At 59.5% G+C, this 25,714-nt stretch carries 24 protein-coding genes; 19 read left to right on the forward strand and 5 right to left on the reverse strand.

All coding sequences use genetic code 11. From position 1 onward, the window contains the following. The first annotated feature begins 179 nt into the window (after window positions 1-179). Window positions 180-809: a DNA-3-methyladenine glycosylase I gene (locus Mal65_RS02265; protein WP_145293265.1), complete on the forward strand. Its 630-nt coding sequence runs from the start codon at window positions 180-182 to the stop codon at window positions 807-809. Between the two features lie 12 nt (window positions 810-821). Here the strand turns inward: Mal65_RS02265 and Mal65_RS02270 are convergent, their stop codons facing one another. After that, window positions 822-2,447 (reverse strand): sulfatase family protein, encoded by a 1,626-nt coding sequence (locus tag Mal65_RS02270; protein WP_145293267.1) that lies wholly within the window; start codon window positions 2,445-2,447, stop codon window positions 822-824. Window positions 2,448-2,565: 118 nt separating this feature from the next. On the opposite strand from Mal65_RS02270, the gene Mal65_RS02275 reads away from it, so the two are divergent. From Mal65_RS02275 to Mal65_RS02285, 3 genes are all read left to right on the forward strand, one after another. Next, the gene (locus tag Mal65_RS02275) at window positions 2,566-3,255 is read left to right on the forward strand and encodes a YceH family protein (protein WP_145293269.1); all 690 of its coding nucleotides are present in this window, start codon (window positions 2,566-2,568) and stop codon (window positions 3,253-3,255) included. A 481-nt stretch (window positions 3,256-3,736) separates the two neighbouring features. Next, a protein-coding gene (locus Mal65_RS02280) for an IS3 family transposase (RefSeq protein WP_145293271.1) occupies window positions 3,737-4,923 on the forward strand; the annotation gives its coding sequence in 2 pieces (ribosomal slippage) (window positions 3,737-4,007 and window positions 4,007-4,923; 1,188 coding nt in all). 271 nt (window positions 4,924-5,194) lie between these two features. Further along, on the forward strand, window positions 5,195-6,367 hold the full coding sequence (locus Mal65_RS02285) for a hypothetical protein (protein ID WP_145293273.1): 1,173 nt from the start codon (window positions 5,195-5,197) through the stop codon (window positions 6,365-6,367). A 286-nt stretch (window positions 6,368-6,653) separates the two neighbouring features. On the opposite strand, the gene Mal65_RS02290 is transcribed toward Mal65_RS02285, so the two are convergent. Together Mal65_RS02290 and Mal65_RS02295 are read right to left on the reverse strand one after the other, a co-directional pair. After that, entirely contained in the window at window positions 6,654-7,922 is a 1,269-nt protein-coding gene (locus Mal65_RS02290) for a sodium:calcium antiporter (protein ID WP_145293275.1), read from the reverse strand. Between the two features lie 101 nt (window positions 7,923-8,023). Next, window positions 8,024-10,459 carry a DNA gyrase/topoisomerase IV subunit A gene (locus Mal65_RS02295; protein ID WP_145293277.1) on the reverse strand — a complete coding sequence of 812 codons (2,436 nt, stop codon included), beginning with the start codon at window positions 10,457-10,459 and terminating at the stop codon, window positions 8,024-8,026. A gap of 457 nt (window positions 10,460-10,916) precedes the next feature. Here Mal65_RS02295 and Mal65_RS02300 point away from each other — a divergent pair, with 457 nt between their 5' ends. Together Mal65_RS02300 and Mal65_RS02305 are read left to right on the forward strand one after the other, a co-directional pair. Continuing rightward, window positions 10,917-11,447 carry a hypothetical protein gene (locus tag Mal65_RS02300; protein WP_196784508.1) on the forward strand — a complete coding sequence of 177 codons (531 nt, stop codon included), beginning with the start codon at window positions 10,917-10,919 and terminating at the stop codon, window positions 11,445-11,447. A 197-nt stretch (window positions 11,448-11,644) separates the two neighbouring features. Beyond that, window positions 11,645-12,022 carry a hypothetical protein gene (locus Mal65_RS02305; protein WP_145293280.1) on the forward strand — a complete coding sequence of 126 codons (378 nt, stop codon included), beginning with the start codon at window positions 11,645-11,647 and terminating at the stop codon, window positions 12,020-12,022. A 124-nt stretch (window positions 12,023-12,146) separates the two neighbouring features. Here the strand turns inward: Mal65_RS02305 and Mal65_RS02310 are convergent, their stop codons facing one another. Beyond that, window positions 12,147-12,986, reverse strand: coding sequence for an SDR family NAD(P)-dependent oxidoreductase (locus Mal65_RS02310; RefSeq protein WP_145293282.1), 840 nt, complete (start codon window positions 12,984-12,986; stop codon window positions 12,147-12,149). Window positions 12,987-13,256: 270 nt separating this feature from the next. Between Mal65_RS02310 and Mal65_RS02315 the strand changes: the two genes are divergently transcribed. The 12 genes from Mal65_RS02315 to Mal65_RS02370 all read left to right on the forward strand — a co-directional run bounded on the left by Mal65_RS02315 (window position 13,257) and on the right by Mal65_RS02370 (window position 21,627). Continuing rightward, the gene (locus Mal65_RS02315; protein ID WP_231131262.1) at window positions 13,257-14,048 is read left to right on the forward strand and encodes a DeoR/GlpR family DNA-binding transcription regulator; all 792 of its coding nucleotides are present in this window, start codon (window positions 13,257-13,259) and stop codon (window positions 14,046-14,048) included. Next, a complete protein-coding gene (gene pduL / locus Mal65_RS02320) occupies window positions 14,045-14,782 on the forward strand; it encodes a phosphate propanoyltransferase (RefSeq protein ID WP_145293286.1) in 738 nt (245 codons plus the stop codon). The genes Mal65_RS02315 and pduL overlap by 4 nt, the downstream gene beginning before the upstream one ends. 92 nt (window positions 14,783-14,874) lie before the next feature. Continuing rightward, window positions 14,875-15,171, forward strand: a complete 297-nt coding sequence (locus tag Mal65_RS02325; protein WP_145293288.1) for a BMC domain-containing protein — start codon at window positions 14,875-14,877, stop codon at window positions 15,169-15,171. A gap of 133 nt (window positions 15,172-15,304) precedes the next feature. Beyond that, window positions 15,305-15,574, forward strand: a complete 270-nt coding sequence (locus Mal65_RS02330) for a BMC domain-containing protein (RefSeq protein WP_145293290.1) — start codon at window positions 15,305-15,307, stop codon at window positions 15,572-15,574. A 116-nt stretch (window positions 15,575-15,690) separates the two neighbouring features. After that, complete coding sequence (locus Mal65_RS02335) at window positions 15,691-16,884, forward strand: acetate/propionate family kinase (RefSeq protein ID WP_145293293.1); 1,194 nt, start codon at window positions 15,691-15,693, stop codon at window positions 16,882-16,884. A gap of 36 nt (window positions 16,885-16,920) precedes the next feature. Next, the gene (locus tag Mal65_RS02340; RefSeq protein ID WP_145293295.1) at window positions 16,921-17,232 is read left to right on the forward strand and encodes a EutN/CcmL family microcompartment protein; all 312 of its coding nucleotides are present in this window, start codon (window positions 16,921-16,923) and stop codon (window positions 17,230-17,232) included. 70 nt (window positions 17,233-17,302) lie between these two features. Continuing rightward, a complete protein-coding gene (locus Mal65_RS02345) occupies window positions 17,303-18,748 on the forward strand; it encodes an aldehyde dehydrogenase family protein (RefSeq protein WP_145293297.1) in 1,446 nt (481 codons plus the stop codon). 36 nt (window positions 18,749-18,784) lie between these two features. Then, window positions 18,785-19,042 carry a EutN/CcmL family microcompartment protein gene (locus Mal65_RS02350; protein ID WP_145293299.1) on the forward strand — a complete coding sequence of 86 codons (258 nt, stop codon included), beginning with the start codon at window positions 18,785-18,787 and terminating at the stop codon, window positions 19,040-19,042. Next, complete coding sequence (locus Mal65_RS02355) at window positions 19,035-19,361, forward strand: hypothetical protein (protein WP_145293301.1); 327 nt, start codon at window positions 19,035-19,037, stop codon at window positions 19,359-19,361. Before Mal65_RS02350 ends, Mal65_RS02355 begins: the two co-directional genes overlap by 8 nt. After that, window positions 19,358-19,636 (forward strand): EutN/CcmL family microcompartment protein, encoded by a 279-nt coding sequence (locus Mal65_RS02360; protein WP_145293303.1) that lies wholly within the window; start codon window positions 19,358-19,360, stop codon window positions 19,634-19,636. The genes Mal65_RS02355 and Mal65_RS02360 overlap by 4 nt, the downstream gene beginning before the upstream one ends. A gap of 63 nt (window positions 19,637-19,699) precedes the next feature. Continuing rightward, window positions 19,700-20,563 (forward strand): class II aldolase/adducin family protein, encoded by an 864-nt coding sequence (locus Mal65_RS02365; protein WP_145293305.1) that lies wholly within the window; start codon window positions 19,700-19,702, stop codon window positions 20,561-20,563. Window positions 20,564-20,691: 128 nt separating this feature from the next. Continuing rightward, window positions 20,692-21,627 carry a lactate/malate dehydrogenase family protein gene (locus Mal65_RS02370; protein WP_145293307.1) on the forward strand — a complete coding sequence of 312 codons (936 nt, stop codon included), beginning with the start codon at window positions 20,692-20,694 and terminating at the stop codon, window positions 21,625-21,627. Between the two features lie 341 nt (window positions 21,628-21,968). Here Mal65_RS02370 and ftsH read toward each other — a convergent pair whose 3' ends face one another. Further along, window positions 21,969-24,038 (reverse strand): ATP-dependent zinc metalloprotease FtsH, encoded by a 2,070-nt coding sequence (gene ftsH, locus Mal65_RS02375; protein ID WP_145293309.1) that lies wholly within the window; start codon window positions 24,036-24,038, stop codon window positions 21,969-21,971. A gap of 320 nt (window positions 24,039-24,358) precedes the next feature. Between ftsH and dxr the strand changes: the two genes are divergently transcribed. Next, entirely contained in the window at window positions 24,359-25,612 is a 1,254-nt protein-coding gene (gene dxr / locus Mal65_RS02380; RefSeq protein ID WP_231131263.1) for a 1-deoxy-D-xylulose-5-phosphate reductoisomerase, read from the forward strand. Window positions 25,613-25,714: the final 102 nt, after the last annotated feature.

Genomic DNA, 25,714 nt, shown 5'->3' on the forward strand with positions numbered 1-25,714 from the left:
GGCCAACGCTGGGAATAGGATTCGACCGGTGGCCGAATCAGGTTGGATTGACGTTATCTTATCTTGCCCGGCTGGCCGGCGGTGGGCGAAGCGATCCGCCGATGCAATCAAAACGGTCGATGTCAGCCACCGAATCCTTTTGTCCCGAGTGCCACGGGAATAATGCAGCCGATGATTTGATGACGAAACAAACCAACGACGACGGACTGATCACCGACGACACCGCGACACCGCGGTGTTGGTGGTGCGGCGATGATCCGGACTATGTTCACTATCACGACGACGAATGGGGCATGCCGGTGGACGACGATCGCCGGCTGTTCGAAAAGATCGTGCTGGAAGGTTTTCAGTCGGGGCTGTCATGGCTGACGATCCTGCGGAAACGCGACAACTTTCGCCGCGCGTTTGCGGATTTCGATTTCCATCGCGTTGCCGCTTTCGACGATGCCGATGTGCAGCGTCTGGTCGGCGATGCCGGCATCGTTCGGCACCGCGGCAAGATCCGATCGGCCATCAACAATGCTCGGCAAGCCGTGGCGGCCGTTGACCATCACGGTTCGCTTGCCAAGTGGTTCTGGTCCTTTGAACCGGAGCGGTCCGCCACTATCCGACGACGCGACGAAGTTCCGGCGATCACCGACGAATCCAAAGCCATGGCGAAAACGCTGAAGAAAGCCGGGTGGACATTCGTCGGTCCGACCACCTGTTACGCATTCATGCAGTCGATGGGCATGGTGAACGATCACATCATCGGTTGTCGAACGTACCGTAAAGTCGAATCGGCGCGAAAGAAGTTCAAACGACCTTGATCTCAATCCATCCTATTTATTGGGATCGGTCCACGGGGATCGTTCAAAAATGACATCTTGCGACACGCGTGGATCTTCGGTGGCGATCAATTCGTCCATCAGACGCTGATGCAGTGCGTCACGCTGGGCTTTCATGCTCGGGGCATCCGCCAAATTCGTCTTGCCGTGCGGATCCGCAACAACGTCATAAAGTTCGAACTTGGGGCGTGTGCCGACGGCGGCTTGAAAGGCGTCCGGATACTGATCGTGATGCGTCACAATGAACGCTTTGGTCGGACTGGCGTCCATGTCGGGGTAAGCCGCGAACGTGTTCTCTCGTAACTTCTCTTCGTCGGGAATCTCGGCATCCGATCCGGCCACCATCGGGCCATCACCCATCGGGGTCCGGTCCGGTTCGAAATTGATGATGTAAAGGTATCGGTCGGTGCGGATCGCTCGTTGGGGATACGGCAGGAAGCCTTCCCTCGCCGCCGCGACGTGTCGTTCCCGTCCGGTAAAGACGGCGTCACGTTGCGATTCGATACGTCCGTCTTGGTCGCTGCGAAGAATGTTGCTCAATGAGTTGGCGGTCATGTTTTCCGTTGGGGACACGCCGGCGGCATCCAGAAACGTGACGGCCAAGTCGGGCAAGCTGACAAAATCGCTGACGACTCGCCCCGGATGGTCGATGCCCTTGGGCCAGCGGATGGCCAACGGGACATGAGTCCCCAAGTCGTACAGGTTGCACTTGCCTCGTGACACGCCGGGAATGCCGTGGTCACCGCTGACGACCAGCAAGGTGTCGTCGGCGATACCGACACGACGAAGTTCATCCATCACCACGGCCAATGATGCGTCAAACGCCATCGCTTCGCCCAGGTAATCGGCGACGTCTTGGCGGATGACGGGGACATCGGGCAAGAACCAAGGCAATTTGCCTTTCAGTTCATCCGGGTCGATGCCCCACAGTTCTTTGCCACTGCCGGCGATCCATTTGCGGTGCGTGTTGGTCGGTCCGAACCAGTAACAGATCGGTTCATCGCCATCCAAGCGACCGTCATCGTTGGCGTCCAAGAACGATCGTACGTTCGCCCGGACTTCACGCAACAATGCCGCCTTGCCCGCCTGGCGATCCGGATTCTTCATCGCGTTTTGTGAAAAGCCGTTGAAGCGTCTTCCGGCGGAATTGAATGCGGTTCGCGCGCCACCGTGCGGTTCGTCTTTGGGCGTCCCAGGCGACCACACCTTGTACGTGTGACCGATCCGATAGCCGTCGGCTTCCAGCATCAGCGGATAGCTGGGAATCGAACCGTCCCAGATGGCACCCTGAAGAATCGCCGCGCGATCGCACCGCCAAAAATGCTGGCCCGACAACAGCGAACTCCGGCATGGTGTGCAGGATGGTGCGCTGACGTAAGCATTGGTGAACAGCACGCCCTCGGCGGCAATCCTGTCGAAATTGGGGGTGTGGATCACATCGCTGGGACCACCCGGTGACAACTTTGCACAGGCACTGGCGTACGCGCCCCAGTCGTCGGCGAAACACATGACAATGTGTGGCCGTTGGTCGGCATGACCATCAATGGCGACGAACAGGTTCGTGACGATCGCTGCGGCGCAGACGACCAAGGAAACGGCGGCATGAAAGGTGGAATGCATGGTGGGCGGCCTGGGGTGGGAAGGGGGCCAAGCGAAGTTTCGGCAGGCTTGCTTTCAAGTTGGCTTGGCGAGTCGTTATCTTAACGCAAAACCCCACTCCCCCATGGCAAGGCGAACGATGACCGATTCCTCCGACGATGCCAAGTCTGTCCCGACACCACTGTCAGCCGAAGCCCGTCGCGTGCTGGGGGTCTTGATCGAAAAAGCCAAGACCACCCCGGACAGCTACCCCATGACGCTGGCCGCCATCGTGACCGCGTGCAATCAAAAGTCCAATCGCAACCCGCAGATGTCGATGGACGAAGACGACGTGCTGTTGGCTTTGGATCACTTGCGTGAAGCCGGCGCGGCACGCGAAATCCAGGGCAGCGGACGTGTCAATAAGTATCGCCATGCCGCCTATGAATGGCTGGATCTGGACAACCCGACGTCGGCCGTGCTGACGGAGTTGCTGTTGCGCGGCCCGCAAACGCTTGGCGAATTGCGGACCCGGGCGTCGCGGATGTATGCATTGGATGATTTGACGGCCGCGCAGACGGCGGTCGACTTGTTGATCGCCAAGGGACTGGTCGAACCATTGACGCCGCCCGGTCGTGGGCAGACGTTTGCTCACAAACTGTACCCGCCGCAAGAACGGCAGTACTTGGAAGCCAAGATGGAGAAGCGTGCCAACGCTTCCGCGACGCCCGCCGATACCAAGCCCGCCGCGCCCGACCAAAGCGTCGTTGAGAAGATTCTTTCCAGGCTGGACAACTTGGAAGCCAAGTTGGATGCCATCGAAGATCGCCTGGGCAAGTTGGAATCTTAAACGGTGTCGTGCCGGTGCTGGAGCGTTCGGTTCAGAAGTTCGCTGTGTCTGCACGTTCGTATCGGTTGTCGCTGAGCGAAAGTGCTTCACCTTCCCGCCCCGCGGGAGGGTCGGAATCGAGGAACGAGATTCCGGGGAGGGTTCTTTAGCCGGCGCGCCCTCCCCTCGCTAAGGCTCGACCCTCCCGGAGGGTGGCCTGACGAATCGGTGGCAATCTGGGAGTTCTGGGGCTTTTTCTGGATTGAAAACGGTTGCGTCCCCTCGCTAGGTATTGGTTACCAAATCACTACCGCGAAGGAACGCAACCATGAGTCAAGTATCCGATAGGAATGCTCCGGCGAGAAGATCAGTTCGAGGCGATCGGGCCATGCAGGTCGTCAGCCCGCGGCGTGGTCAGCCGGGGGCGGTGGCGTGCTCCCCAAAAACTGGTCCATAAGTTATGAGAGTGTACTGGCCAATAACGGCCAAGGAGACTCTCGAGATGAAACAAGCACGAAAGCGACGTAAGCCCGAACAGATCGTCAAGGCGATCGCCGCGGGTGAAGCCATGTTGGCCGCCGGCAAGAGCCTGGCGGAGGTGTACCAGAAGCTTGGGATTGTTGAATCGACCTGGATGCGATGGAAGAAGCAGTACGGCGGCATGAAGTCCGATGAGGCTCGACGGCTTCGCGAACTCGAAATCGAGAACCAGAAGCTCAAAGAACTGCTGGCCGAAGCAGAACTCGATAAGCGAATGCTCAAGGTGATCGCCGAGGGAAACTTCTAAGCCCGACGCGTCGCCGTGAAGCAGCCTGCAAGTTGCAGAGTTGCTTCGGCGTCTCGGAGCGTCGGGCTTGCAGGACGCTCGGCCAATCGCGAAGTAGCCAACGATACCGGCCAAACGCAAAAGAAGACGAACCACGTCTGGTTGCTCGAATACTGGAACTCGTCAGCGAGTTTCCTCGCTATGGCTATCGACGCATCACTCGTCTTCTGCGGCAGGAAGGCTGGCGTGTGAACTTCAAACGAATCCACCGACTCTGGAAACAACAAGGTCTCAAGGTGCCGGTCAAAAAGGCGAAAAAGCGACGATTGGGTAACTCCGAAGGCGGCGTCATTCGTCGATCGGCCGAGTACCCCAATCACGTTTGGTCGGTCGACTTCATCTTTGATCGAACCGAAGACGGTCGCTCGTTGAAGATCCTCTCTCTGATCGACGAGTTCACTCGTGAGTGCATTGCACTGGAAGTGGGTCGAAAGTTCACCGGCGACGATTTGGTGGCGCTGTTGAGCGACTTATTCGTCAGCCGCGGCATCCCGTCGTTCATCCGCAGCGACAATGGCCCGGAGTTCATCAGCAAGGCGGTCCGCTCCTTTCTGGACTTCATTGAGGTGGGGACTTCCTACATCGAACCGGGCAGTCCCTGGCAGAACGGCTACGTCGAAAGCTTCCACAGCAGGCTTCGCGATGAGTGTTTATCGTGCGAGCTGTTCAGCAGCTTGTCCGAGGCACAGTCGATCATTGAGTCATGGCGTCAAACGTACAACCATCGACGTCCGCACAGCGGCATCGGTGGAATGGCCCCAGCGGAGTTTGCTTCACAGTGGGCTGCTTCCGCTTCGTTCGCTGCGCTCCCTTCGCGGAAGCAGCCCACTGTGGAATCGTTTAACCAACCCGTACTCTCATAACCGTGGATCAGGAAATGGGGGCATTCCAGCGGCAACCGACCCTTCGACTTCGTGTGACCGCAAGAAAACTCAGCAGCTGCAAAGAGAACTACATTCACTGCGAGCCGAGTTGGAGCATTATCGCTCTTTGGCCACGCCCTCCGATCCGGTTGCAGCACTTCCGAACGACCGACCTCTTCGGGGACATCAATTTGGAGTTCGGTTGATCGCCTTGTGCATCGAGCTGGCAAAGCGGGTCGGTTTTCGCGCCACGGCGTTTGTTGTGAAGTTGATGTTTGAATTTTTGGGTGTCGATCAGAAGGTTCCCTCCCACGATGCCATCGCTCAGTGGACGATGCGGTTGGGAGTTGCCGAGTTGGCCGAGACATTTGACAGCACTCAGGAGGTTCTCTGGATGGCCGATCACTCCAGCCAAATCGGTAAAGAGAAAGTCCTGCTGATCATCGGGATGCGGGTCGACGACTTGCCACCGCCGGGCGAAACACTCGATCTGGAAAAACTCAAAGTGCTCGCGATTGTGCCGGGGGAGAAATGGAAGAAGGAGGATGTCGATCGCGAGTATCAGCGACTGGCCGAAAAGATCGGCCCGCCGGTTTATCTTCTTTGCGATGGTGCGGTGGAACTTCGCGATCCGGCGAAAAATCTCGTCAAAGACGGCAAACAAGCCATCGTTCTTCAAGACCTCAAACACCACGCGGCCAACTTGCTCGAGAAACAGGTTGGGCGATCCGAGCGGTTCAAAGCGTTCATGACGCAGGTCGGGCTGACACGAAACCGAGTTCAACAAACCGAACTGAGTCACTTTATGCCGCCACCGCTGAAACAGAAATCGCGTTTTATGAATCTGGGCTCCCTGCTGCGTTGGTCGACCATGGTCATGCACCACCTGAATCATCCCGAAAGCGATTCGAGAGCAGGGGTCACCGAGGAGCGAATCGATGAGAAGCTTGGTTGGTTGCGTGACTTCGCTGACGACTTGGCGCAGTGGAATCAGTGTCAGGAAGTGATCAATGAAACTCTGTCGTGGATCAATCAAAGCGGGCTGAGATGTGATAGCACTGCTGAGCTGCGTGATCTGCTCGCGTCGTGGTTAGAGTTGCCGTTAGGTCAATCCGGTCGGCAGATGGCCGAGAAGCTTGTGGACTTTGTCGCCGCGAGCGAGCAGCAACTTCCCGCGGGCTCTCGCGCGTGGCTTTCGACGGAGATCTTGGAATCGCTCTTCGGGCGGTTCAAACAGCTTGAACGGCAACACAGCAAAGGAGGATTCACTCGCTTGTTGGCCTGCCTTCCGACACTCTGCAGGCGAGTCACCGCCGACAGAGTCCGTTCCAGATTCAAACACGTCCAAGCCGGCGACGTTCAGCAATGGATCCGTGATACGCTACCGAATACCCTCACCGCCCGACGAAATGCCGCCTACCGAGAGGCTTTCGCACAACAATGATGGAAAACGAAAGTTATCACCGATTCGTCAGGCCACCCGGAGGGAGGGTGAAGTTGCAGAGCCGCCCCGGTGCTGACGTGTTCGGTTCACAGGTGCGCTGAGTCCGCACGTTCTTATCGGCTGTCGCTGAGCGAAAGTGCTTCATCCTCCCGCTGTGCGGAAGGGTCGGAATCGAGGAACGAGTTCCCGGGGAGGGCTCATTAGCCATCGCGCCCTCCCCTCGCTAAGGCTCGACCCTCCCGGAGGGAGGATGAAGCTTCGTTGCCGCGGCGTTGGTCCGCTTGGCTTATTTGTAGGTCAGCCAGGACGAGATCGTTTCGGTCCACGCCCATTCGGACACGCTGCCGACGACGTACAACACGAACGTCGCGTATAGCGCCAACAACCAAGTCGCCTTGGGGCGGCCCATGCGGATCAGACGGGCGCCGTCGTCGGCGGTCGTCCGGGGGCCGATGAAGTAAACCAGGAACGCGGCCGTCGTCAGGATCAGCAACAGTGACAAAATCTGCGACGTCGGTTGTGCGATTTCCGGCGGCATTTGGATCGGTCCAAAAGCCAGCGTGTAAGCGAACAAAGGCAACCCGAGTGCAAAACCGATGTCGAACACATTGCTGCCCAGGGCGTTGGCCACCGCGTCGTCATAGTCGCCGTCGCGGGCATCACGGATCGACATCACGGTGTCGGGAACACTAGTCGCCATCGACGCAAAAATGACTGCCACGAACACCGACGCCATGCCCAGGCCCTGGAACTGAAACCCAAGAAGCGAGTACCCCGGATTGTCCGCGTTGGCCGGGCCACTGCCCAGCCAATGACAGGCCATCACCAAGACGTAACAGGCGACACCGATCACCGCGACGGACGTCAATAACATCGGCCAAGCGTTCCAGGTTTCGCTGTGGATCCGCTGGGTGTGCTTTTCGCGAATGAACGCGCGTTCCAGATCCAATAGCGGTCCGCCGGAAATCCAGTAGAAGACTTTACCGATCCATCCGGCGGGTTGTTCGTCGTCATCACCCTCAGCTTCGTCCGCGTCGGTTGCCGTGACGTTTCCGCTTGGATTGCGACGCATCGATAACAGCATGTACGCCAGGTAAACCAGGTACATCAGGATCAGAATGCCGCCTTGCCACCAATCCAGTGTGGGGCGCGTCAACAGGATCAGAACCGCGACTTCGCAGATCAACAATGCCAATCCGTCACGCAGGATCACTTTGCTGTGAACATCGATGGAAGTGACTTTTCGACCGGCGATCGTGGCACCGATGACCGAAAAAATGCACGCCGCGGGAATGATCATGCCGTTGAACAGGGCGCTGCCGGCGGTGGTTCCCAGCCCGATCGCAAAGCCTTCTTCGTCTTTCAGGAAGAACAAGGCGATGAACGTGGTCAGCAATTCAGGAATGGAACTGCTGATCGCATTGATGGTGCCGCCGCGGACGCCTTCGGAAAGGTTGCGTCCCAAGTATTCCGACGCGATTTCGAACCCGTCGCAGGCACGCCAGATGACCAGACAGGTCAACAGAATCACCAACAGCGGAATGACAATGCCCATAAAGTTCGTTCAGCGATGGTACGAAAAAGGGGAACCGCACACGCGACGTCCGCACGATATCGGCGTCGACACGATTTGGCGGTGATGACCGGCGGCGAAAATCACTCGTCGGCGTCTTCTTCCAAGACGGGTGGTTGCACCGAAGCGGTGATGATTTCGGCGATCTGGCCGTTCTTCTGGATTTCGGTTCCACGCCCGCCGCGCGACGTGACGCGGTACTTCGCCGTGCTGATCGTTTTCTTGGCACCACGGTTGGTCACTACGGTCATCAAATCACGATCCCCCGTGCTGGCCTTGAATCCCAGAACGCGGTCGTCTTTGGCCAGACGGATCAACGTCACGCCTTTGCCGGGGCCGGACAAGTAGTTGATTTCTTCGGCGTCACAGATCATTGCCCGGCATTGTTGTGTGACGGCCAAGACGACTTCGGTTCCGTCGATAACTTGAACATCGATGACGTCCGCACCGGCGGGGACTCGGGCGAACCGGCGACCGGACCGCGTGGATGGTTCGACGAAATTTTCCAAGCCGAATCGCAGGGCGAACCCGGCACTGGTGGCCGCCAGGGCGTGCGCCGCGGGGCAGTAATCGGGATGTTTGGGGTCTTCTTTGACTTCCCCGATCATCCGCGGGTCAAAGGACACCGCGGCGACGATTCGTTCACCGTCTTTCATCTTGAACAGCTTTTGGATCGGTTCACCGAATCCGGTGGACGCCGGGATGTCGATCAGTCGCGTGGTGTAACAAACTCCCATGGACGAAAACAGACCCAAGGTCGCACGCGTGCTGCCGCCCAGGACGGTCAGCACACTGTCGCCCTGGCGGACGCGACTTTTGGTCGGGTCGGCGATCTGTTTTTGTCGTTTGATCCAACCATCGCGGGTGATCATCACGTGACAATCTTCGGCGACGATGAAGTCTTCTTCGGTGTATTCGGCTTCTTCGACGTCGGCGTCGATCCGAGTGCGTCGTTTGGCGGCGTCGTCGCTGGCGTGGTTCTTGATCAGTTCATTGATTTCATCGCGAATGATTTGCCAGCGGCCGGATTGATTGGTGTCGCGTGTGTCTTCCTTCAACAGCTTGCGGATTTGGCGGGCGCGACGATTCTTGTCCTTCAGTTCGTCCAAGATCAGATTGATTTCCAGCCGGGCAAGACGATACAGCTTCAGTTCCAAAATCGCATCGGTCTGTTCCTCATCTAGTCCGCCCTTGGACGCGGGGAACCGCTTCATGATCTTTTGCGCCGCGTCGGCTTTGCCATCGCTGTTGCGGATGATCTTGATGATCGTATCCAAGGCGTCGAAGATCAGCGCGAAGCCTTCCAGGATGTGAATCCGTCGCTCCAAGGCTTTCAGTTCGTTGGTGAGCCGTTCGGTGACGACGTCCAAGCGGAACTTCAGGAAGTACCACAGGATCTCTTTCAACGACAGCTTGTCTGGTTGGCCGACTTCGGGGTTGGTGGTCGGGACCAGACAGGTCAAGTTGACGTTGAAGTTGGATTGCAGTTGGGTGTGTTTGTAAAGGTACGCCAAGACCTTGTTTTCGTCGGCGTCCTTTTTCAATTGCAATTCAATGCAAATGTCGGCGGTCGACAGGTCACGCACCTCTTGGACCAACGGCAGCTTGCTGCTGTAGACCAGTTCGCCGATGCGTTCGACCAGGGTGGATTTATTGACACCAAACGGGATCTCGGTGATCTGCAGGATCTTGCCGGCCTTGGTGGTCTTGGCTGGTGCGGCGACGCCGCGCAATTTGATGCTGCCGCCACCGGTCGCGTAGATCTCGCGGAGTTCTTCCTTGGTGTTGATGACTTGGCCGCCGGTTGGGAAATCCGGGCCTTGGATGGCATCGCGGGCGACCAGCTGGTAGTCCTTGATTTCCGGGTCTTTCAACAGTTTCAGCAGCGCGCCGCAGACTTCTTTCAGGTTGTGCGGCGGGATGTTGGTGGCCATCCCCACGGCGATGCCCGTCGCGCCGTTGACCAACAGGTTGGGCACGCGGCTGGGCAGGACGACGGGTTCTTCGCGGCTGCCGTCATAGTTGGGTTTGTAGGCGACGGTGCGGCTGGCCAAGTCCGCCAAGATCTCCGACGAAATCGCCGTCATGCGGCATTCGGTGTATCGCATCGCCGCGGCATTGTCGCCGTCGATGCTGCCGAAGTTGCCGCTGCCGTCGATCAACGGGACACGCATCGCGAACGGCTGGGCCATGCGGACCAAGGCTTCGTAGATGCTGCTGTCGCCGTGGGGGTGAAAGTTACCCATCACGTCGCCGACGACTTTGGCGCATTTGCGGTGCTTGGCGGTCGAATTCAGCCCCTGTTGGCTCATCGTGTACAGGATCCGCCGCTGGACCGGTTTCAGCCCGTCGCGGACATCGGGCAGCGCCCGGCTGGTGATGACCGACAGACTGTAATTCAGATAGCGGGCCTGAGCCGCCTGTCGCAGCGGCGTGCCGATTTGTAGTTCGGCATCATCCGATGGGCCTTGCGCGGTCTGGCTGCGTTTGCTGTTACGTTGAGATCGACGTTTCGCCACTCGCGAGGGTTCCTGACGGGCGTTGGGGGACGGTCGGTCCGCGGTCGGACACAGATGCGGAGATGTGGATCTGTATCGTTTGCGGGATGGATGCGGTTTATAGCGGTCAGACCCGTTCCGGCGGAACCGCCGATCGGGCAAGTGGTCTGCGTCGCCCCGACCGGTGGGCGTGGGCAAGGATCGACTGGCAGGGGGGATCGCGCGGTCGAGTCGAATTCGTCGGCTGGGCGGGATTCAGTGCCTGGGGCGGGCCGCCGGGTTTTGTCGATCGCATCGTGCCCGGTTGTAAAGGTCATCGGCGTCACGCGTGATGTCCGAAACAGGTCGATAGTCCGAGACAGACCGGGTCCGATCGATGCCGCAGGAGGCGAGTGTCGGAAGCGGAGCACAGGCTGGTTTGGTGACCTTGGGCTGCCAGTCCGTTTAGCGGTTACCGACAAGGAAGGAAAGACGAACGATGGAACGTTCTTGGAAACATCTCGCTGCGGTCGGCGCGGCGATCGTCGGCTCGATCGGCTGGTCCGCGGTTGCCGTGGCCCAATCGTTCGACGGCCAGATCATTAGCTCGCACGTGGTCAGCGACGAAGTCGTCGGCACCACCGGCTCGGTCGACGGCATGGTCGTCGATGGGGGCGTGGTCGACGGCGGAACGGTCGTCGACGGCTCGATGGCCGGCGGTTCGGTCGCCCAACGCCGCGACTATGGCCAACCCGACCTGTTTTACAACTACTACACCCAGGGCAACGCCAATTCGGCCAACGCCCAAATGTACGTGTCGCCCGTTCCGGTGCCCGCTTTTGTCGGACACACGTTCAATACGTACCAGCCGTGGTATCCCCATCATTACCTGTATTGGCATGTCGACCGTTACCACAACAACTATGACAACGGTCGCGGCATGAATCGTACGAAAGCGGTCTATTACAGCCCGCCCGTCCGCCAAGCGGCCAGTAACTTCTATTGGAACGTGCTGCGGATCCCCCGCTGATGCCGACTTTTGGGTGACCCGGTTCCGAGGTGACCCGTCGCGATTGAGTTGTGCCGCGATGGCGTCTCGCGAAATCGGGGCGTCCTGGGACGATGCGGATCGTGACGGCAGGTGCCCGTTGTTGGACCGCATCACCGACCCCAACTACTGTTCACTGAAAGAACCAATACCCACGTGATCTGATCGGGAACCGACCGATGACCAAACGCATTCTTTTCGCCGTCGCCGTGTTGGGCGGTCTGTTCGCCACCAGCGGATCCGCTCAAGCGGGTGATCCGTACGGCATGACGCACATTTGGAAGATGAACCAGGCGGCCAATCGCCCCTGGCACGGCGCGTATCAGTACCAGCAATACGGTCAACCGACCGCGCTGGTCGTTCCGCCGACCGCCCACATGCGTCAGACGTATTCATGGGGCGTCAGCCAAAACCTGATGTACCCGCTGAATCACCAGTTCGGACGTAGTGCCAGCTATCCTGGCGCCGCCGCGCCGGGCCAGTTTTTGAACACGCCCAATTGGCCCAGCCATACCGACCAGTTCGGCATCTACTACGTCCGCGGTCCGTGGCGCTAAGCCGTCCGAACCGTCGCCCTGCCGGTCGGTTGCGACCGGTCCAGTGGTGTGAATGACTTTCAACAGGCGAGCCGTGCCGGAAGAAATTCTGGGACGGCTCGTTTCGGTTCACGCCGGTTGATCGTTATTCCGATGCCTGCTGGGCAGCTTCGATCCGATACATTTCGCGCCACGGCAATTGAATGCCGCCGTCGATCGTCAGGGTGCTGCCGGTGACGTACTGGCTGTGCGGGTGGCACAGAAAGACCACCGCGTGACCGATTTCGGCGGGTTCGCCCAGCCGTCCGGCCGGCAGCGTTTCGGCCTGCTGTTGAAGCGTTTCTTCGGTGAAGAACTTTCGTTCGCCCGGCGTATTGATCCAACCCGGATGGATCGTGTTGACGCGAATGTTGTGGCTGATCAGTTCGACCGCCGCCGTCTTGGACATCTGGTCGTTGGCCGCCTTGGCCATGTTGTAGGCCATCGAACCGGGCATGCCGCTGTGGGCTTGGGGGCTGCTGATGACAACGATGTTGCCGCCCTGGCCACGTCGGACCATCGATATGGCCGCCGCGCGGGTCGTGTAAAACGCGCCCCACATGCTGACGTCGATGGTTTTTCGAAACCCGTCCAGGTCCGCTTCGATCATCGTTTGGCGATCGCTGTAGGCGGCGTTGCTGACGAAGACGTCCAGGTGGCCCAAGTGATCCAGCGATTGTTTGATTAACGTTTCGGCACCTTCCTGACTGGCCAGGTCGGCGCCGACCGCATGAGCCGGGACGTCGTGACGCCGGCAGCCTTCAATCGCTTCGGCGGCCTCGGATGCGTGCCGGTGATAGTGAACCACGCATTCGCACCCGGCGGCGGCCAGCTGCTGGACGATGCCCCGGCCGATCCCGCGGGACGAACCGGTGACCAGTGCTTTCTTTCCCTCCAGCGGCCGTGCCGGGTCGATCGCAGGCAATTCGTAGGCGGGCGTGGGCATTTTGACAGAAATCCTGCAAGGCGGTGTAAGGGGGCGGGCGGGAGACAGTCCCGCGTCAGGTTCGGATTATGGCCCCTGTGCAGCCTTCGCGACAGCGATCGCGACCCGGAATGCAGTGAAACGGCGACGCTATAGTGGAAGTATTGTCGCACCTTGTGATGGAAAACGTCAAAAATGAAAAAGAATTGTCGTTGGGCTGTTGCTTTGTCATGTCGTTGGAAGCATTCTTTCATGTGAAGGCAGAAAACTTTCATCGGAGGTCCCGCCGTTTTGGCCACCTTGTCCCAGAATCGCCGCGAAAAGCTTCGCCAATTGGTCCAGACGCAGGGGTTTGTGTCGCTGGGCGATTTGGCGTCGACGCTGGAGGTCAGCGAATCGACGGTTCGCCGCGACTTGGAATCGCTGGAACAGGCGGGGCAGGCACGCCGGACCCACGGCGGTGTTTTCTGGACCGGCGAAGGCGACAAGATGCCGGTCTTTGCCAACCGCCGGGATGACCGCTGGGCGGCCAAACGGGCGATCGGCAAGTTGGCGTCGGAGATGATCGACGACGACGAAACGGTGCTGCTGGACGGCGGCAGCACGACCTATGAGATCGCCCGGCACTTGGTCGGACGACCGTTGCAGGTGGTGACCAACAGTTTGCCGGTGGCTTACCTGCTTTCGGCCAGCGATTCGATCGACTTGATCATGATCGGCGGCTGTGTCCGGGGACGCACGGCGGTGGCGATCGGGCCACTGGCCGACTTGATGCTGGCGCAAATCAACGTTTCCAAGGCGTTCTTGTCGGTCGCCGGTGTGACCGAACGAGGCTACTTCAACAGCGACATGATGCTGGTCGAAAGCGAGAAACAGATGCTGAAGGCTGCCGACGAAGCGATCGTCGTGGCCGACAGCAGCAAGTTCGGTCGCGTCAGCCTGTCGCGGATGTGCGGATTACAGGACGTGGCCCGAGTGGTCACCGACGATGGCTTGAATTCACAGTGGAAAGGCTGGCTGAAAGCCGCCGGCGTCGAACTAGCCTTGGCTAGTGGCGTTTCACGAAGCGGACAGGACGAATGAACAATCCAACAATCGATCGCAATCAAATTGAGTCGATGGTGCGTGCCGCGATTCGCGGTGCATCCGGGGCGACAGGTCAATGCACCGGAGCTGCCGTGGCGGATCAGCCGCCCGGTTGGGTCGACGGCAAACCGAACCTGCGTGTCAGCATTTCCGCGCGGCACTGTCACTTGACCGACGAACATGTGGAAACCTTGTTCGGCCCTGGCAGCGTGCTGGAACCCGAAAAAGATTTGTACCAAGACGGCTTTTATGCGGCCAAGCAGACCGTGATGGTCGTCGGCCCCCGCCGTCGTATGTTGCCCAACGTGCGTGTGCTGGGGCCAACGCGTGGTGCATCGCAAGTGGAATTGGCGTTCACGGATTCCATTTCGCTGGGCATCGACGCACCGGTTCGCCACAGCGGCAAGATCGATGGCACGCCCGGTTGCGTGCTGGTCGGACCCGCCGGCACGGTCCAGTTGGACCAGGGCGTCATTCGCGCGGCCCGTCACGTCCACATGAACTTTGCCGACGCCGAGCATTTCGGTGTGCAAAACGGCGACATGATGAACTTGATCGTCCGCAGCCCCGACTGTGGCGTCGTCTTCGAAGACGTTCTGGTTCGGGCCGATGAAGCGGCCAAATTGGAAGTCCACATCGATACCGATGAAGGCAATGCCTGTCATTTGGATGCGGCGACCGAAATCAAGCTCGTCCGCCAAGGCGGCGGTGCGTGTGGCTGCGGCGGCTGAGGCCGGTCGACGGCACCATTGTCGATCCCCGATCGACAACCATCTTTCACCCCTTTTTCCCTCTCGTTTCGTAAGTTCCTGAAGGCAACAACATGGCAAAAATCAGCGAAGCGCTCGGCATGATTGAAACCAAGGGCTTTGTGTCCTTGGTCGAAGCCACCGACGCAATGATGAAGGCGGCCAACGTCCAATTCCTCGGTTGGGACAAGGTCGGATCCGGCCTGGCCAGCGTGTTCGTCACCGGCGACGTCGCTGCGGTTAAAGCGGCCACCGACGCTGGTGCAAGTGCGGCCGGACGTGTCGGCGAAGTCGTCAGCGTCCAAGTTATTCCACGTCCGCATGAAGACCTGGAAAAGGTTTTGAAGCTGCCCGCCGCAGCAAAGAAGTGATTTGAACGACGCCGACGCTGATTGACGGCGTTCCGGCGGTTCACCACGGTTGCCCGGCCCTGTCACAGACGGCAAAGGCAACGCCCTGCCCTTTTCCCAAAACATTCACGCCAACAACAAAATCAAGATCATCATGAACGACGCTATCGGATTGATTGAAACTCGTGGGCTGATCGCCCTGGTCGAAGCCACCGACGCGATGGCCAAAGCCGCCAACGTCGAAATCACCAAACGCATCGACTTGGGTGGCGGCTTGGTCACCACGGTCGTCAGCGGCGACGTCGGCAGCGTTCGCGCCGCGGTCGAAGCCGGTGCAACGGCCGCTTCGCAGATCGGCGAATTGATCAGCAGCCACATCATTCCCCGGCCCAGCACGGGGTTGACCGACGCTTTTTTCAAGTAGGCCGGGACGGTCGCGATTTTGAACCGACGATTCGTGCCGGCATTCCAACACATGTCGATGCACCGGAGCCCGGTTCGCTCGGGTCTTTCCAACATCCCATTGACGAGACGGTTCCTGTGCTTGTCCTTGTAGCCAACTTGGGTTCGACCAGTTTCAAGTATCGCCTGTTCAACATGGACAGCGGCGATTGCTTGGCCCGTGGTGCCGTGGAACGCATCGGTGACGATGAAAGTCGCTGTAGCGTGACGATCGGCGATTGGTCCGACACGATGGTCATGCCGGTGCCCGATCACGGCGTCGCGGTGGCCGCATGTTTGCAACAGTTGACCGATCCCCAGCACGGCGCGATCCGTGACGCTTCGGAAGTGGCGGCGATCGGATTCAAGGCCGTTCACGGCGGACGAATGTCGGGCACTTTCGTGGTCGACGACGACGTTTTGGATGCGATGGCGGAAATGAACGCGGCGGCGCCCGCGCATAACCCGCCGTACATCGCGGCGATGAAGTTGTTGCGACAGCGGTTCCCCGACCTGCCCTTGGTGGCGGCGTTTGAAACCGAGTTTCATCGCACGATTCCCGATTCCCGATCGACGTACGCAATTCCCAAAACATGGACCGATGAATTTCAGGTCCGACGTTGGGGATTCCATGGTGCCAGTCATCAGTACATCGCCGAGCGGATGGCGGAACTGTTGCAACGCGACGACGCGAAACTGATTTCCTGTCACTTGGGTGGCAGCAGCAGTTTGACCGCGGTACGTGCCGGCCAAAGCGTCATGACGACGATGGGCATGACACCCCAAACGGGCCTGCCACAAAACAACCGGGTCGGCGATTTCGATCCATTTGCCCTGCCGCTGATCATGCAACGCACCGGCGATTCGCTGGACGTGACGCTGCAGCGGTTGGCCAGCGAAGGCGGATTGCTGGGCATCAGCGGACGCAGCGGTGACATTCGCGACTTGGAACAGGCGGCGGATGCCGGCGACACCGATTCGCAGTTGGCGTTGGACGTTTACGTCGAAGAAATTCGCCGGCACCTCGGCGGCATGATGGTCGCGCTCGGTGGCGTCGATGCGATCGTGTTCACCGGTGGGATTGGCGAAAACAGTCGACGCGTTCGTCGCGGTGTTTGTGCCGACTTGGATAGCTTTGGCATCGTCCTGGACGACGCAAAGAACGAATCGGCCGGCGGCGAAGCACGGCTGAGTTCCGATGGTTCGTCGACGCAAATTTGGACCGTCCCGACCAACGAAGAATGGGTCGTCGCCAAACGTGCGATGAAAGCCTTGGGCCGTCACGCCACTTAATTGTTTCATCCGTTCCCCGCATCCCCGTGTCACGGAATGTTCATCGCCAAAGTCACCGGTTCGGTCGTCGCAACACAGAAGGTCGGTTCCATGACCGGCCACAAGTTGCTGGTCGTTGAACCCTATCGATTGGAACCGGACCAGCGGCAATCGCTGGTCACCACCGGCCGGACGTTCATTGCCGTCGACACGATCGGCGCCGGGGAGAACGACTTTGTGCTGATCACCCAAGGCAGCAGCGCACGTCTGACGCCGGAGACAAAAACTTTACCCATCGACGCGGTCATCATTGGCATCGTCGACAAGGTGCACATCGACGACCGCGAAGTCAGTGTTGATCGCGATTGACGCGATCGGTCGCTGATGGTGGCGTTCTTGAACCCGACACAACCACGAAACCGAATCCCAAGTTCCTGACATGCAATTCGACGAAAACCTGATCCGCAACGTTGTGTCCCAGGTGCTGGCGGAGGTCGGCCCGATGCCGACCGCCAATGGCAGCGTTGCCTTGCGACCCGATTCGGCCCCTGCATCGGCCGGACAGCACGGCGTTTTTTACGACGCCGAATCCGCGGTCGCAGCCGCTCGCGAAGCGTTCGAACAACTGCGACGCGGGACGATGGAAGACCGCAAGCAGATCATCGAAATCATTCGCCGGATCAGCATCGCCCAGTGCGAAGAACTGGGACTGATGGAGATGGACGAAACCCAGGTGGGGCGTCCCGAGCACAAGATCGAAAAGCTTCGCACGCTGGGCGAACGATCGCCGGGCGTGGAAATGTTGGAAACCAAAGCGTTCAGCGGTGACCACGGGCTGGCCATCATCGAACGTGCCCCGTTCGGTGTCATCGCCGCGATCACCCCGGTCACGCACAGCTTGCCCACCATCACGGGCAACGCCGTCAGCATGATCGCCGGCGGCAACGCCGTGGTGGTCAACCCGCACCCGTCGGGCAAACGGGTCGCCGCCGAGGGAGTTCGACGATTCAACGAAGCGATTGCTCGCGAAGTCGGTATCGACAACTTGATCTGCGTCATCGCCGAACCGACGTTGGAATCGGCCGATGCGTTGTTCAAGCATCGTGATGTCGCCTTGATCTGTGTCACCGGTGGACCGGCCGTCGGTCGTGCGGCGCTGAACAGCGGCAAGCGGGCGATCGTCGCCGGACCGGGGAACCCGCCGGTGGTGATCGACGAAACCGCCGACTTGGACAATGCCGCCCGCTGCATCATTCAAGGGGCATCCTATGACAACAACTTGCTGTGCATCGCTGAAAAGGAAGTCTTCGTCGTCGAAAGCGTTTTCGACGCGATGATGGATGCAATGCGGCGTGCCGGTGCTGTTCAGCTGGACGCGGCACAAATCGATGCCTTGACCGCGAAAGCCATCACCACCGCCGGTGACGATCATCACCACGTCGCCGCCAAGGAATTGATCGGCAAGAACGCGAGCGTTTTGGCCGCCGCCGCCGGAGTCCAGGTTCCCGATTCGACGGAACTGGTCTACGGCGAAACGGATGAAAATCATCCCTTTGTCAGCGTCGAACAGATGATGCCGTTCGTGCCATTCGTTCGCGCCCGTGACGTGGACCACGCGATCGCCCTGGCCAAGCACTACGAACACGGCTTCCGTCACACCGCGATCATCCACAGTCGCAACGTTCGCAACATGACCAAGATGGGCCGCGAACTGGACACGACGTTGTACATCAAGAACGGCCCCAGCATGGCTTCGCTGGGACTGGGCGGTGAAGGCTATCTGTCGTTCAGCATTGCCGGTCCGACCGGCGAAGGCGTCACGAACCCGAACACGTTCACCCGCGAGCGCCGCTGCAGCATGATCGACGAACTTCGCGTCATCTGATCAAGCCGTTCCACGCCATCCTGAATTGCCACCCATATGCAAACCGCCAACGTCCTCGGATCGACCCACGCGACGATCAAGCATTCCAGCTTGACCGGTCGGCGTTTGGTCATCGTCCAGCCGTTGGGAGCGGGCGGCGACAGCGACGGCCCGCCGCTGTTGGTGGTCGATTCGATGGGGACGCGCAAAGGCGATCGCGTGATCATTTGCAGCGACGGAAGCTATGCCCGCGAAGTGACCGGACACGAACAGACGCCGGCACGCTGGACCGTGATGGGGATCTGCGATGACTGAATCCCATGTCAACACGATCGACGAAGCGTTCATACAGCGGGTCGCCCAGATGGTGATTCGTCGGTTGGCCCAAATGCAGTTGGCCGACATGACGGCGCCGGCTGCGGACGCGTCACGCCCCGCCCCGCCGCCGCAAGCCTCGTGCGATCAAAAGATTGTCACCGATGAAACGGTGGCCGCCCGACCCGTGGGAACCACATTGGTCATCCGACCCGACGCGATCCTGACACCGCTGGCCAAAGACACCGCCCGGCAGCGTCAGATACAGCTGGTCCGTTGCGACCCGTCCAATGGAAATCAGGCAAAGGCGACGTCATGAAGCTGGCACGAACCATCGGCACTGTCACGCTTTCGCGATCTCATCCGGCGATGAAGGCCGCGCGGCTTCGCTGTGTGGAGATCGTCGATTCGGTCCAGCGGATTGAAACGCAGCCCCTGGGTGGCGACACCGTGGTGGCTTGGGATTTATGTGGCTGTGGCGACGGCGATCTGGTCGCCCTGGCCGAAGGCCCCGAAGCCGCCCAGCCGTTTCGGCCCGACGTCAAACCGCTGGACGCATCGATCGTCGCGATCCTGGATGAAGTCGACTTGTAGACGCACATCAATACCAATCAATCATCACTGACCACTGAGTTTCACCAACCCCCGGCACCCGTCATGCAAAACGTTCACAAAATCAAGCAAGACATTTGCGACATCGGTCGTCGCATCTACAACCGCCAATTCGCCGCGGCCAACGACGGCAACATCACGGTGCGTATCAGCGAAAACGAAGTGCTGTGTACACCGACGTTGCACTGCAAAGGTTTTCTGAAACCTGATGACATTGCCACGGTCGACATGACGGGCAAACAAATTTCCGGTCGCAAGAAGCGGTCCAGCGAAGCGTTGTTGCACATCGAAATCTATAAAAACCGTCCGGATATCAAGAGCGTTGTGCACTGTCACCCGCCACACGCCACCGCGTTTGCGATCGCTCGCGAACCGATTCCACAGTGCATCCTGCCGGAAGTCGAAGTCTTCCTGGGTGACGTTCCGATCACCAAGTATGAAACGCCCGGTGGTCAAGAGTTTGCCGACACGATCATCCCGTTCGTCAGCAAGACCAACGTCATCATCTTGGCCAACCACGGTACGGTCAGCTACGGCGAAACGGTCGAACAGGCCTACTGGTGGACTGAGATCTTGGATTCTTATTGCCGGATGTTGATGTTGGCCAAGCAACTGGGCAACGTTTCGTTCTTGACCGCCGGCAAGAGCCAAGAACTGTTGGATCTGAAGGGCAAATGGGGGTTCTCCGATCCACGGAACACCGACGAGTACAAAGACTGTGACATTTGCGCCAACGACATCTTCCGTGAATCGTGGGCGGCATCCGACGTCCAGCGTCGCGCGTTCCCCGCACCGCCGGCGATCAAGGAAACGACCAAACAAGTCGCCGATGCCAACGGCATGGACGAAGACCAGTTGGTGCAACTGATCACCAACGAAGTTGTCCGCCAATTGCAGTCGGCTTCCTAGTCACATTCACGGTGCTGCCGCGCGGCCACCGGCTGCGTCGTGGCATCGTTCATCTGCTCGCGGCGGCGCATGCCATCCGCGGCCCCGGTCGCATCCATTCATCCTTTTGATTCCCCCACAACGTATCCATGAAAGTTTCGATTATCGGTGGCGGCGGTTTGGTCGGTTCCTGCGCCGCGTATGCTCTGCAATGCGGCGGCCTGGCCAGCGAAATCGCTTTGCTGGACGTCAACCAAGAATTGGCGGTTGGTCAGGCGTTGGACCTGCAACACGGCGGCCCCAGCGTGGCGGATCAACGGATCGCCGGCGGAGGCTATGAGCACATTCCCGACAGCGACATCATCTGCATCACCGCGGGCTTGCGCCGAAAGCCCGATGAATCGCGTTTGGACCTGATCAATCGCAACACCGATCTGTTCGTCCAGATCGTTCGTGATGTGAAGGCGGCCGGCCCCAAGTCATCGGCCATCGTGTTGGTCGTCAGCAATCCGGTCGACATCCTGACCTACGTCGCCGCTCAGATGCTGGACCTGCCCGAATCACAAGTCATCGGGCTGGGTACGCAACTGGACACGATTCGATTCTGCAGTCTGATCGCAGAAGAATTGAACGCACCGCCGACCCAGACCCGGGCGCTGATTTTGGGTGAACACGGCGAATCCATGGTGCCGATCTGGAGTAGTGCGACGATCGCCGGATTGCCGCTGGACAAGTACCCGGGGTGGAACCCCGCGTTGGCGAACAAGTTGTTCACACGCACCCGGGGCAGCGGCGCGGAAGTGATCAAAAGAAAAGGTGGCGCGGGATTCGCAGTGGGGATTGCCATCCGTGACTGCATCGATGCGGTCATTTTGAATCAAAACCGCGTCATGCCGGTGAGCAGCATTCAAAATGGTTGTTACGGTATACGTGATGTCGCTCTTTCGGTGCCGACGGTCCTGGGACGTCAGGGTGTGGTCGATCGGATGGAGATCGATCTTTGGCCGAAAGAAGTCCAGGGCTTGCGACAAAGCGGCGCGTCATTAAGAAAGACGCTCGAATTGGTGATGCAACGGGTAGCCTAGGCAGTTTGGTGAACTAGGCTTGCCTGGGTACACCGATGTACAGAAGTCCGTGCTTCGGGACGGGGTGCGCAGGAGTCTAGAGAGGATGCAATTAACGGCTGCGTTCCTGTTCTTTCCTCGCACTCCCTCCCGAAGCACGTACTTGGGCCGAACACCGCCCAGCGATTTTGTAGCCCTTCATCAAAAGAACGTTAAGGGTTAACGATCGGACTCTTCGGCTAACCGCAGCCGATGGAAAACATGATGATTCGGTGCGCCATCAAATGGAATGCGCGTCGGCGGGCTTGCAGGAATTTTTCTTCGCCCGCCATGCTGGCGGGCTTGGGGTGTGACCGGTCGGACTAGATCTGGTTATCGCCGGTCGGGGCGATGTCGACGCCGGGGTTGGCCGGGGCCAGCTTGGCTCGTGGCTTTTCGGAAACAGTGCCGGGCACCAACCATGGTCCGGTGGCGTTTTCTTTGATCAACCGGATCAGTTCTTCGTTGTCGATCGATTCGACTTCTAGCAACCGTTGGGTGACCGCTTCCAGGACTTCGCGGCGTTGTTCCAGGATATCACGGGTGTGTGAAAGCGCGTCCTCGATGATTCGCGAGACTTCCTTGTCGATCATCTTGGACATTTCATCGCTGTGGCTGGACTGATAGCCGTCGTTACCGCCACCGGCCAGGAACGGCGACCGGGTACTGCGACGCAGGTTGATGCGTCCCAACCGGCTCATGCCGTAATCCATGACCATGCTGCGGGCGATTTCGGTACAGCGTTCCAGGTCGTTTTGGGCGCCGGTGCTGATGTCTTGAAAGATCATTTCCTCGGTCAGCGTGCCGGCCAACAGCACCCGCATCTGACTTTCCAATTCGCTCTTGGTCATCAGATAGCGTTCCGATTCGGGACGTTGCATCGTGTATCCCAGGGCGGCCAGGCCGCGGGGGATGATGCTGACCTTGTGAACCGGATCGGTGTTGGGCAACGCGGCGGCGACCAGCGCGTGGCCGGCTTCGTGATAGGCGACGCGGATCTTTTCGTCCTCGTTCATCACCCGCTTCTTCTTTTCCAGTCCGGCGGTGACCCGTTCAACAGCCTCGTTGAACTGTTCCAGTCCCACGGCCGTCTTTCCGGCTCGGGCCGCCAGCAACGCGGCTTCGTTGACCAGGTTGGCCAAGTCGGCACCGACGAAGCCCGGGGTGATCGACGCGATTTCTTTCAGTTCAACGCTGTCGTCCAGGCGGACCGATTTGACATGGACTTTCAAGATTTCTTCACGACCGGCGACGTCGGGGCGATCGACCAAGACGTGGCGGTCGAAACGACCGGGACGCAGCAGTGCCGGGTCCAAGGTTTCCGGCCGGTTGGTCGCCGCGACGACGATCACGCCGCTGTTGGAATCGAAACCATCCATTTCGACCAGCAGCGCGTTCAGCGTCTGTTCGCGTTCATCGTGCCCGCCGACGATATTTCCGCTGCGGCTTTTACCCAGGGCGTCCAGTTCGTCGATGAAAATGATGCACGGCGCGCGGCTGGTGGCTTGGCTGAACATGTCGCGGACGCGGGCGGCGCCGACGCCGACGTACATTTCCACAAAATCGCTGCCGGACAGGCTGAAGAACGGTGCCCCGGCTTCGCCCGCGATCGCCCGAGCCAGCAGGGTTTTGCCGGTTCCGGGGGGCCCGACCAACAGCACGCCTTTGGGAATGCGTCCGCCCAAGGCCTGGTATTTTTCGCTGTTCTTCAGAAAGTCGACGACTTCGCGGACTTCTTCGACGGCTTCGTCGATCCCCGCGACGTCCTCGAACGAAATCGGCAATTCTTCTTCGCCGTACAGCTTGCCCTTGCTACGTGAAAACTGCATCGGTGACCCCACCCCGCTGACGCGTCGCAGCATCATGATGCCCATCACGATCAGCACGCCCAGGATCAACAGTTGAGGCCACTGGTTTTCCAGGAAACGGCTGGGGCGTTCGGTCGTCCAAACGACGCCGCTGTCGTTCAGCAAGGAGATCAGTCGCGCCTGTTCTTCATCGCTGTCCAGCGTCCGGTTGGTGACGAAGTCGACACGTTTGGCTTGGCTTTGGGTATCACTGCCGTCGGCGCCCAGTGACCGGTACAGCACCGTGCCGGTGATTTCTTCGTCGGCCACGTTGATTTCACGCAGTTGGCTGTATTCGACCAGGTCGCCGCTGGGGCGTTTGGCTTGGATCGAAATCGGTCCATCCTGCGATTCCTGGCCGGCATCGACCGGCGGGGCGACTTGCTTGCTGAGCAGTTCCATCAGATCGCGATAGCTCATCTGATGCTGCGAATTGCCGAACAGCATCGCGCTCAGCAGGATGGCCCCGGTGACCGTCAGTAGAACCAGCCAGACGTTGGATTGGTTCTTGCGATCGTTCTTTCCGCGGCGTTTGTCGTCGGCCATGGCGTGCTACTCTGGGGCGATGCGATCAAGAGGTTCAGAATCGGTGGGGACGCCGGGGGCGCCGGTCGGTCTTCATTTTGACCCGGCATTGTTTGCCTGGACGGCCCGATCGGCAAGCGATTCCGCCGTCACGGATTTTTGGTGGACGGTCGTAGCGGTCTTGGCGATCGTTCATGATGGTGTCGGCAACTTCCGCGCCGCAAAGCGTTCGTTCACCGATCTCGGCCAAAGTTTGCCCGGCGGTGGACGTCCGGTCGATCGGAAACGACCGCGATCGCACTGCATTTTCAACTTGCCCAGACTTTCCCCCGTAAGGATCGATGGCTTTTTCAGAACCTGATTCCGCCACGATGATCGACGCGACGCAATGCGAAGCCTCCGATCCGCCCGCCCGCCGGGTCTGCATCTTGGGGGCCACCGGCAGCATCGGCCGATCCACCATGGAGGTGGTGGCCCACTTGCGCAAAGTCGACCCGGAATACCGTTGGCAAGTCTGGGCGGCATCGGGGCATCGAAACCTGGACACCTTGGCCGAAGTCGCCTTGTCGGCCGATCCGGTGCCTCGCCGCCTGGTCGCATCGTGTGCCCAGACGCACGCCCGCGTCAGTGGCAATGGTGAATCGCCGCTTGCACGATTCAGCGGTGAAATTCTGGCCGGACCCGACGCATTGGTGCGTGTCGCCACGGACCCCGAAATCGACGTCTTGGTCGCGGCCATCGTCGGACGTGCGGGGCTGGAAAGCACTTTGGCGGCGGTCCAGGAAGGCAAGCGTGTTGCGTTGGCCAACAAGGAAACGCTGGTCGTCGCCGGGCCGATCGTTCGTCAAGCGGCTCAGAAAAGCGGAGCCGAATTGCTGCCGGTCGACAGCGAACATTCCGCATTATTCCAGTGTCTGGGGGATCGCCCCGACGACGTTGAAAAGCTGATCCTGACCGCCAGCGGTGGCCCGTTCCGCGACTGGTCGACCGAACAGATGCGTCAGGCCAGCGTCCAGTCGGCACTGAATCATCCGACGTGGGACATGGGGGCCAAAATCACCATCGATTCGGCCACGATGATGAACAAGGCGTTGGAAATCATCGAAGCCCGGTGGCTGTTCGATGTGCCCGCCGAGACGATCGAAGTCGTGGTGCACCCCCAGTCGATCGTGCATTCGCTGGTGGAATTTCGCGATCACAGCGTGATCAGCCAGTGGAGCCCGCCCGATATGCGGTTGCCGATTCAGTACGCTCTGACCTATCCGCGTCGGCTGCCGGGCGTGGCCAAACGTTGGAACCGGCAACAACCCTGTCAGCTGGACATGTTGCCGGCCGACCGAGAACGTTTTCCCGCTCTGGACTTGGGCTTCGAAGTCGCCAGGGTCGGGGGGACCGCCGGGGCGGTGGTCAATGCGGCCAATGAGGTGGCGGTCGGTCTGTTCTTGGACGGCCAAATTCGCTTTACTGACATCGTCAAGAGTTGTCACCAAGTCCTTCAGCATCACCAGTTTGACGCGTCACCGACGCTGGCCGATCTGGTTCAAATCGACCAATGGGCCCGTCGGGAAACGTTGCGGTTTGCCGATGGTCTGTGAATCGGATCCAACGGTTGCCGGGCCGGTGGCTGGTGTGTGCCGAATCGACCATGGGTGATATGCGTTGCTAATATTTCCGTTGCTAACAAGGGACGGATGCCG

Origin of the sequence: Crateriforma conspicua, from assembly GCF_007752935.1 — a bacterium.
In the GTDB taxonomy this organism is placed as follows: domain Bacteria; phylum Planctomycetota; class Planctomycetia; order Pirellulales; family Pirellulaceae; genus Crateriforma; species Crateriforma conspicua.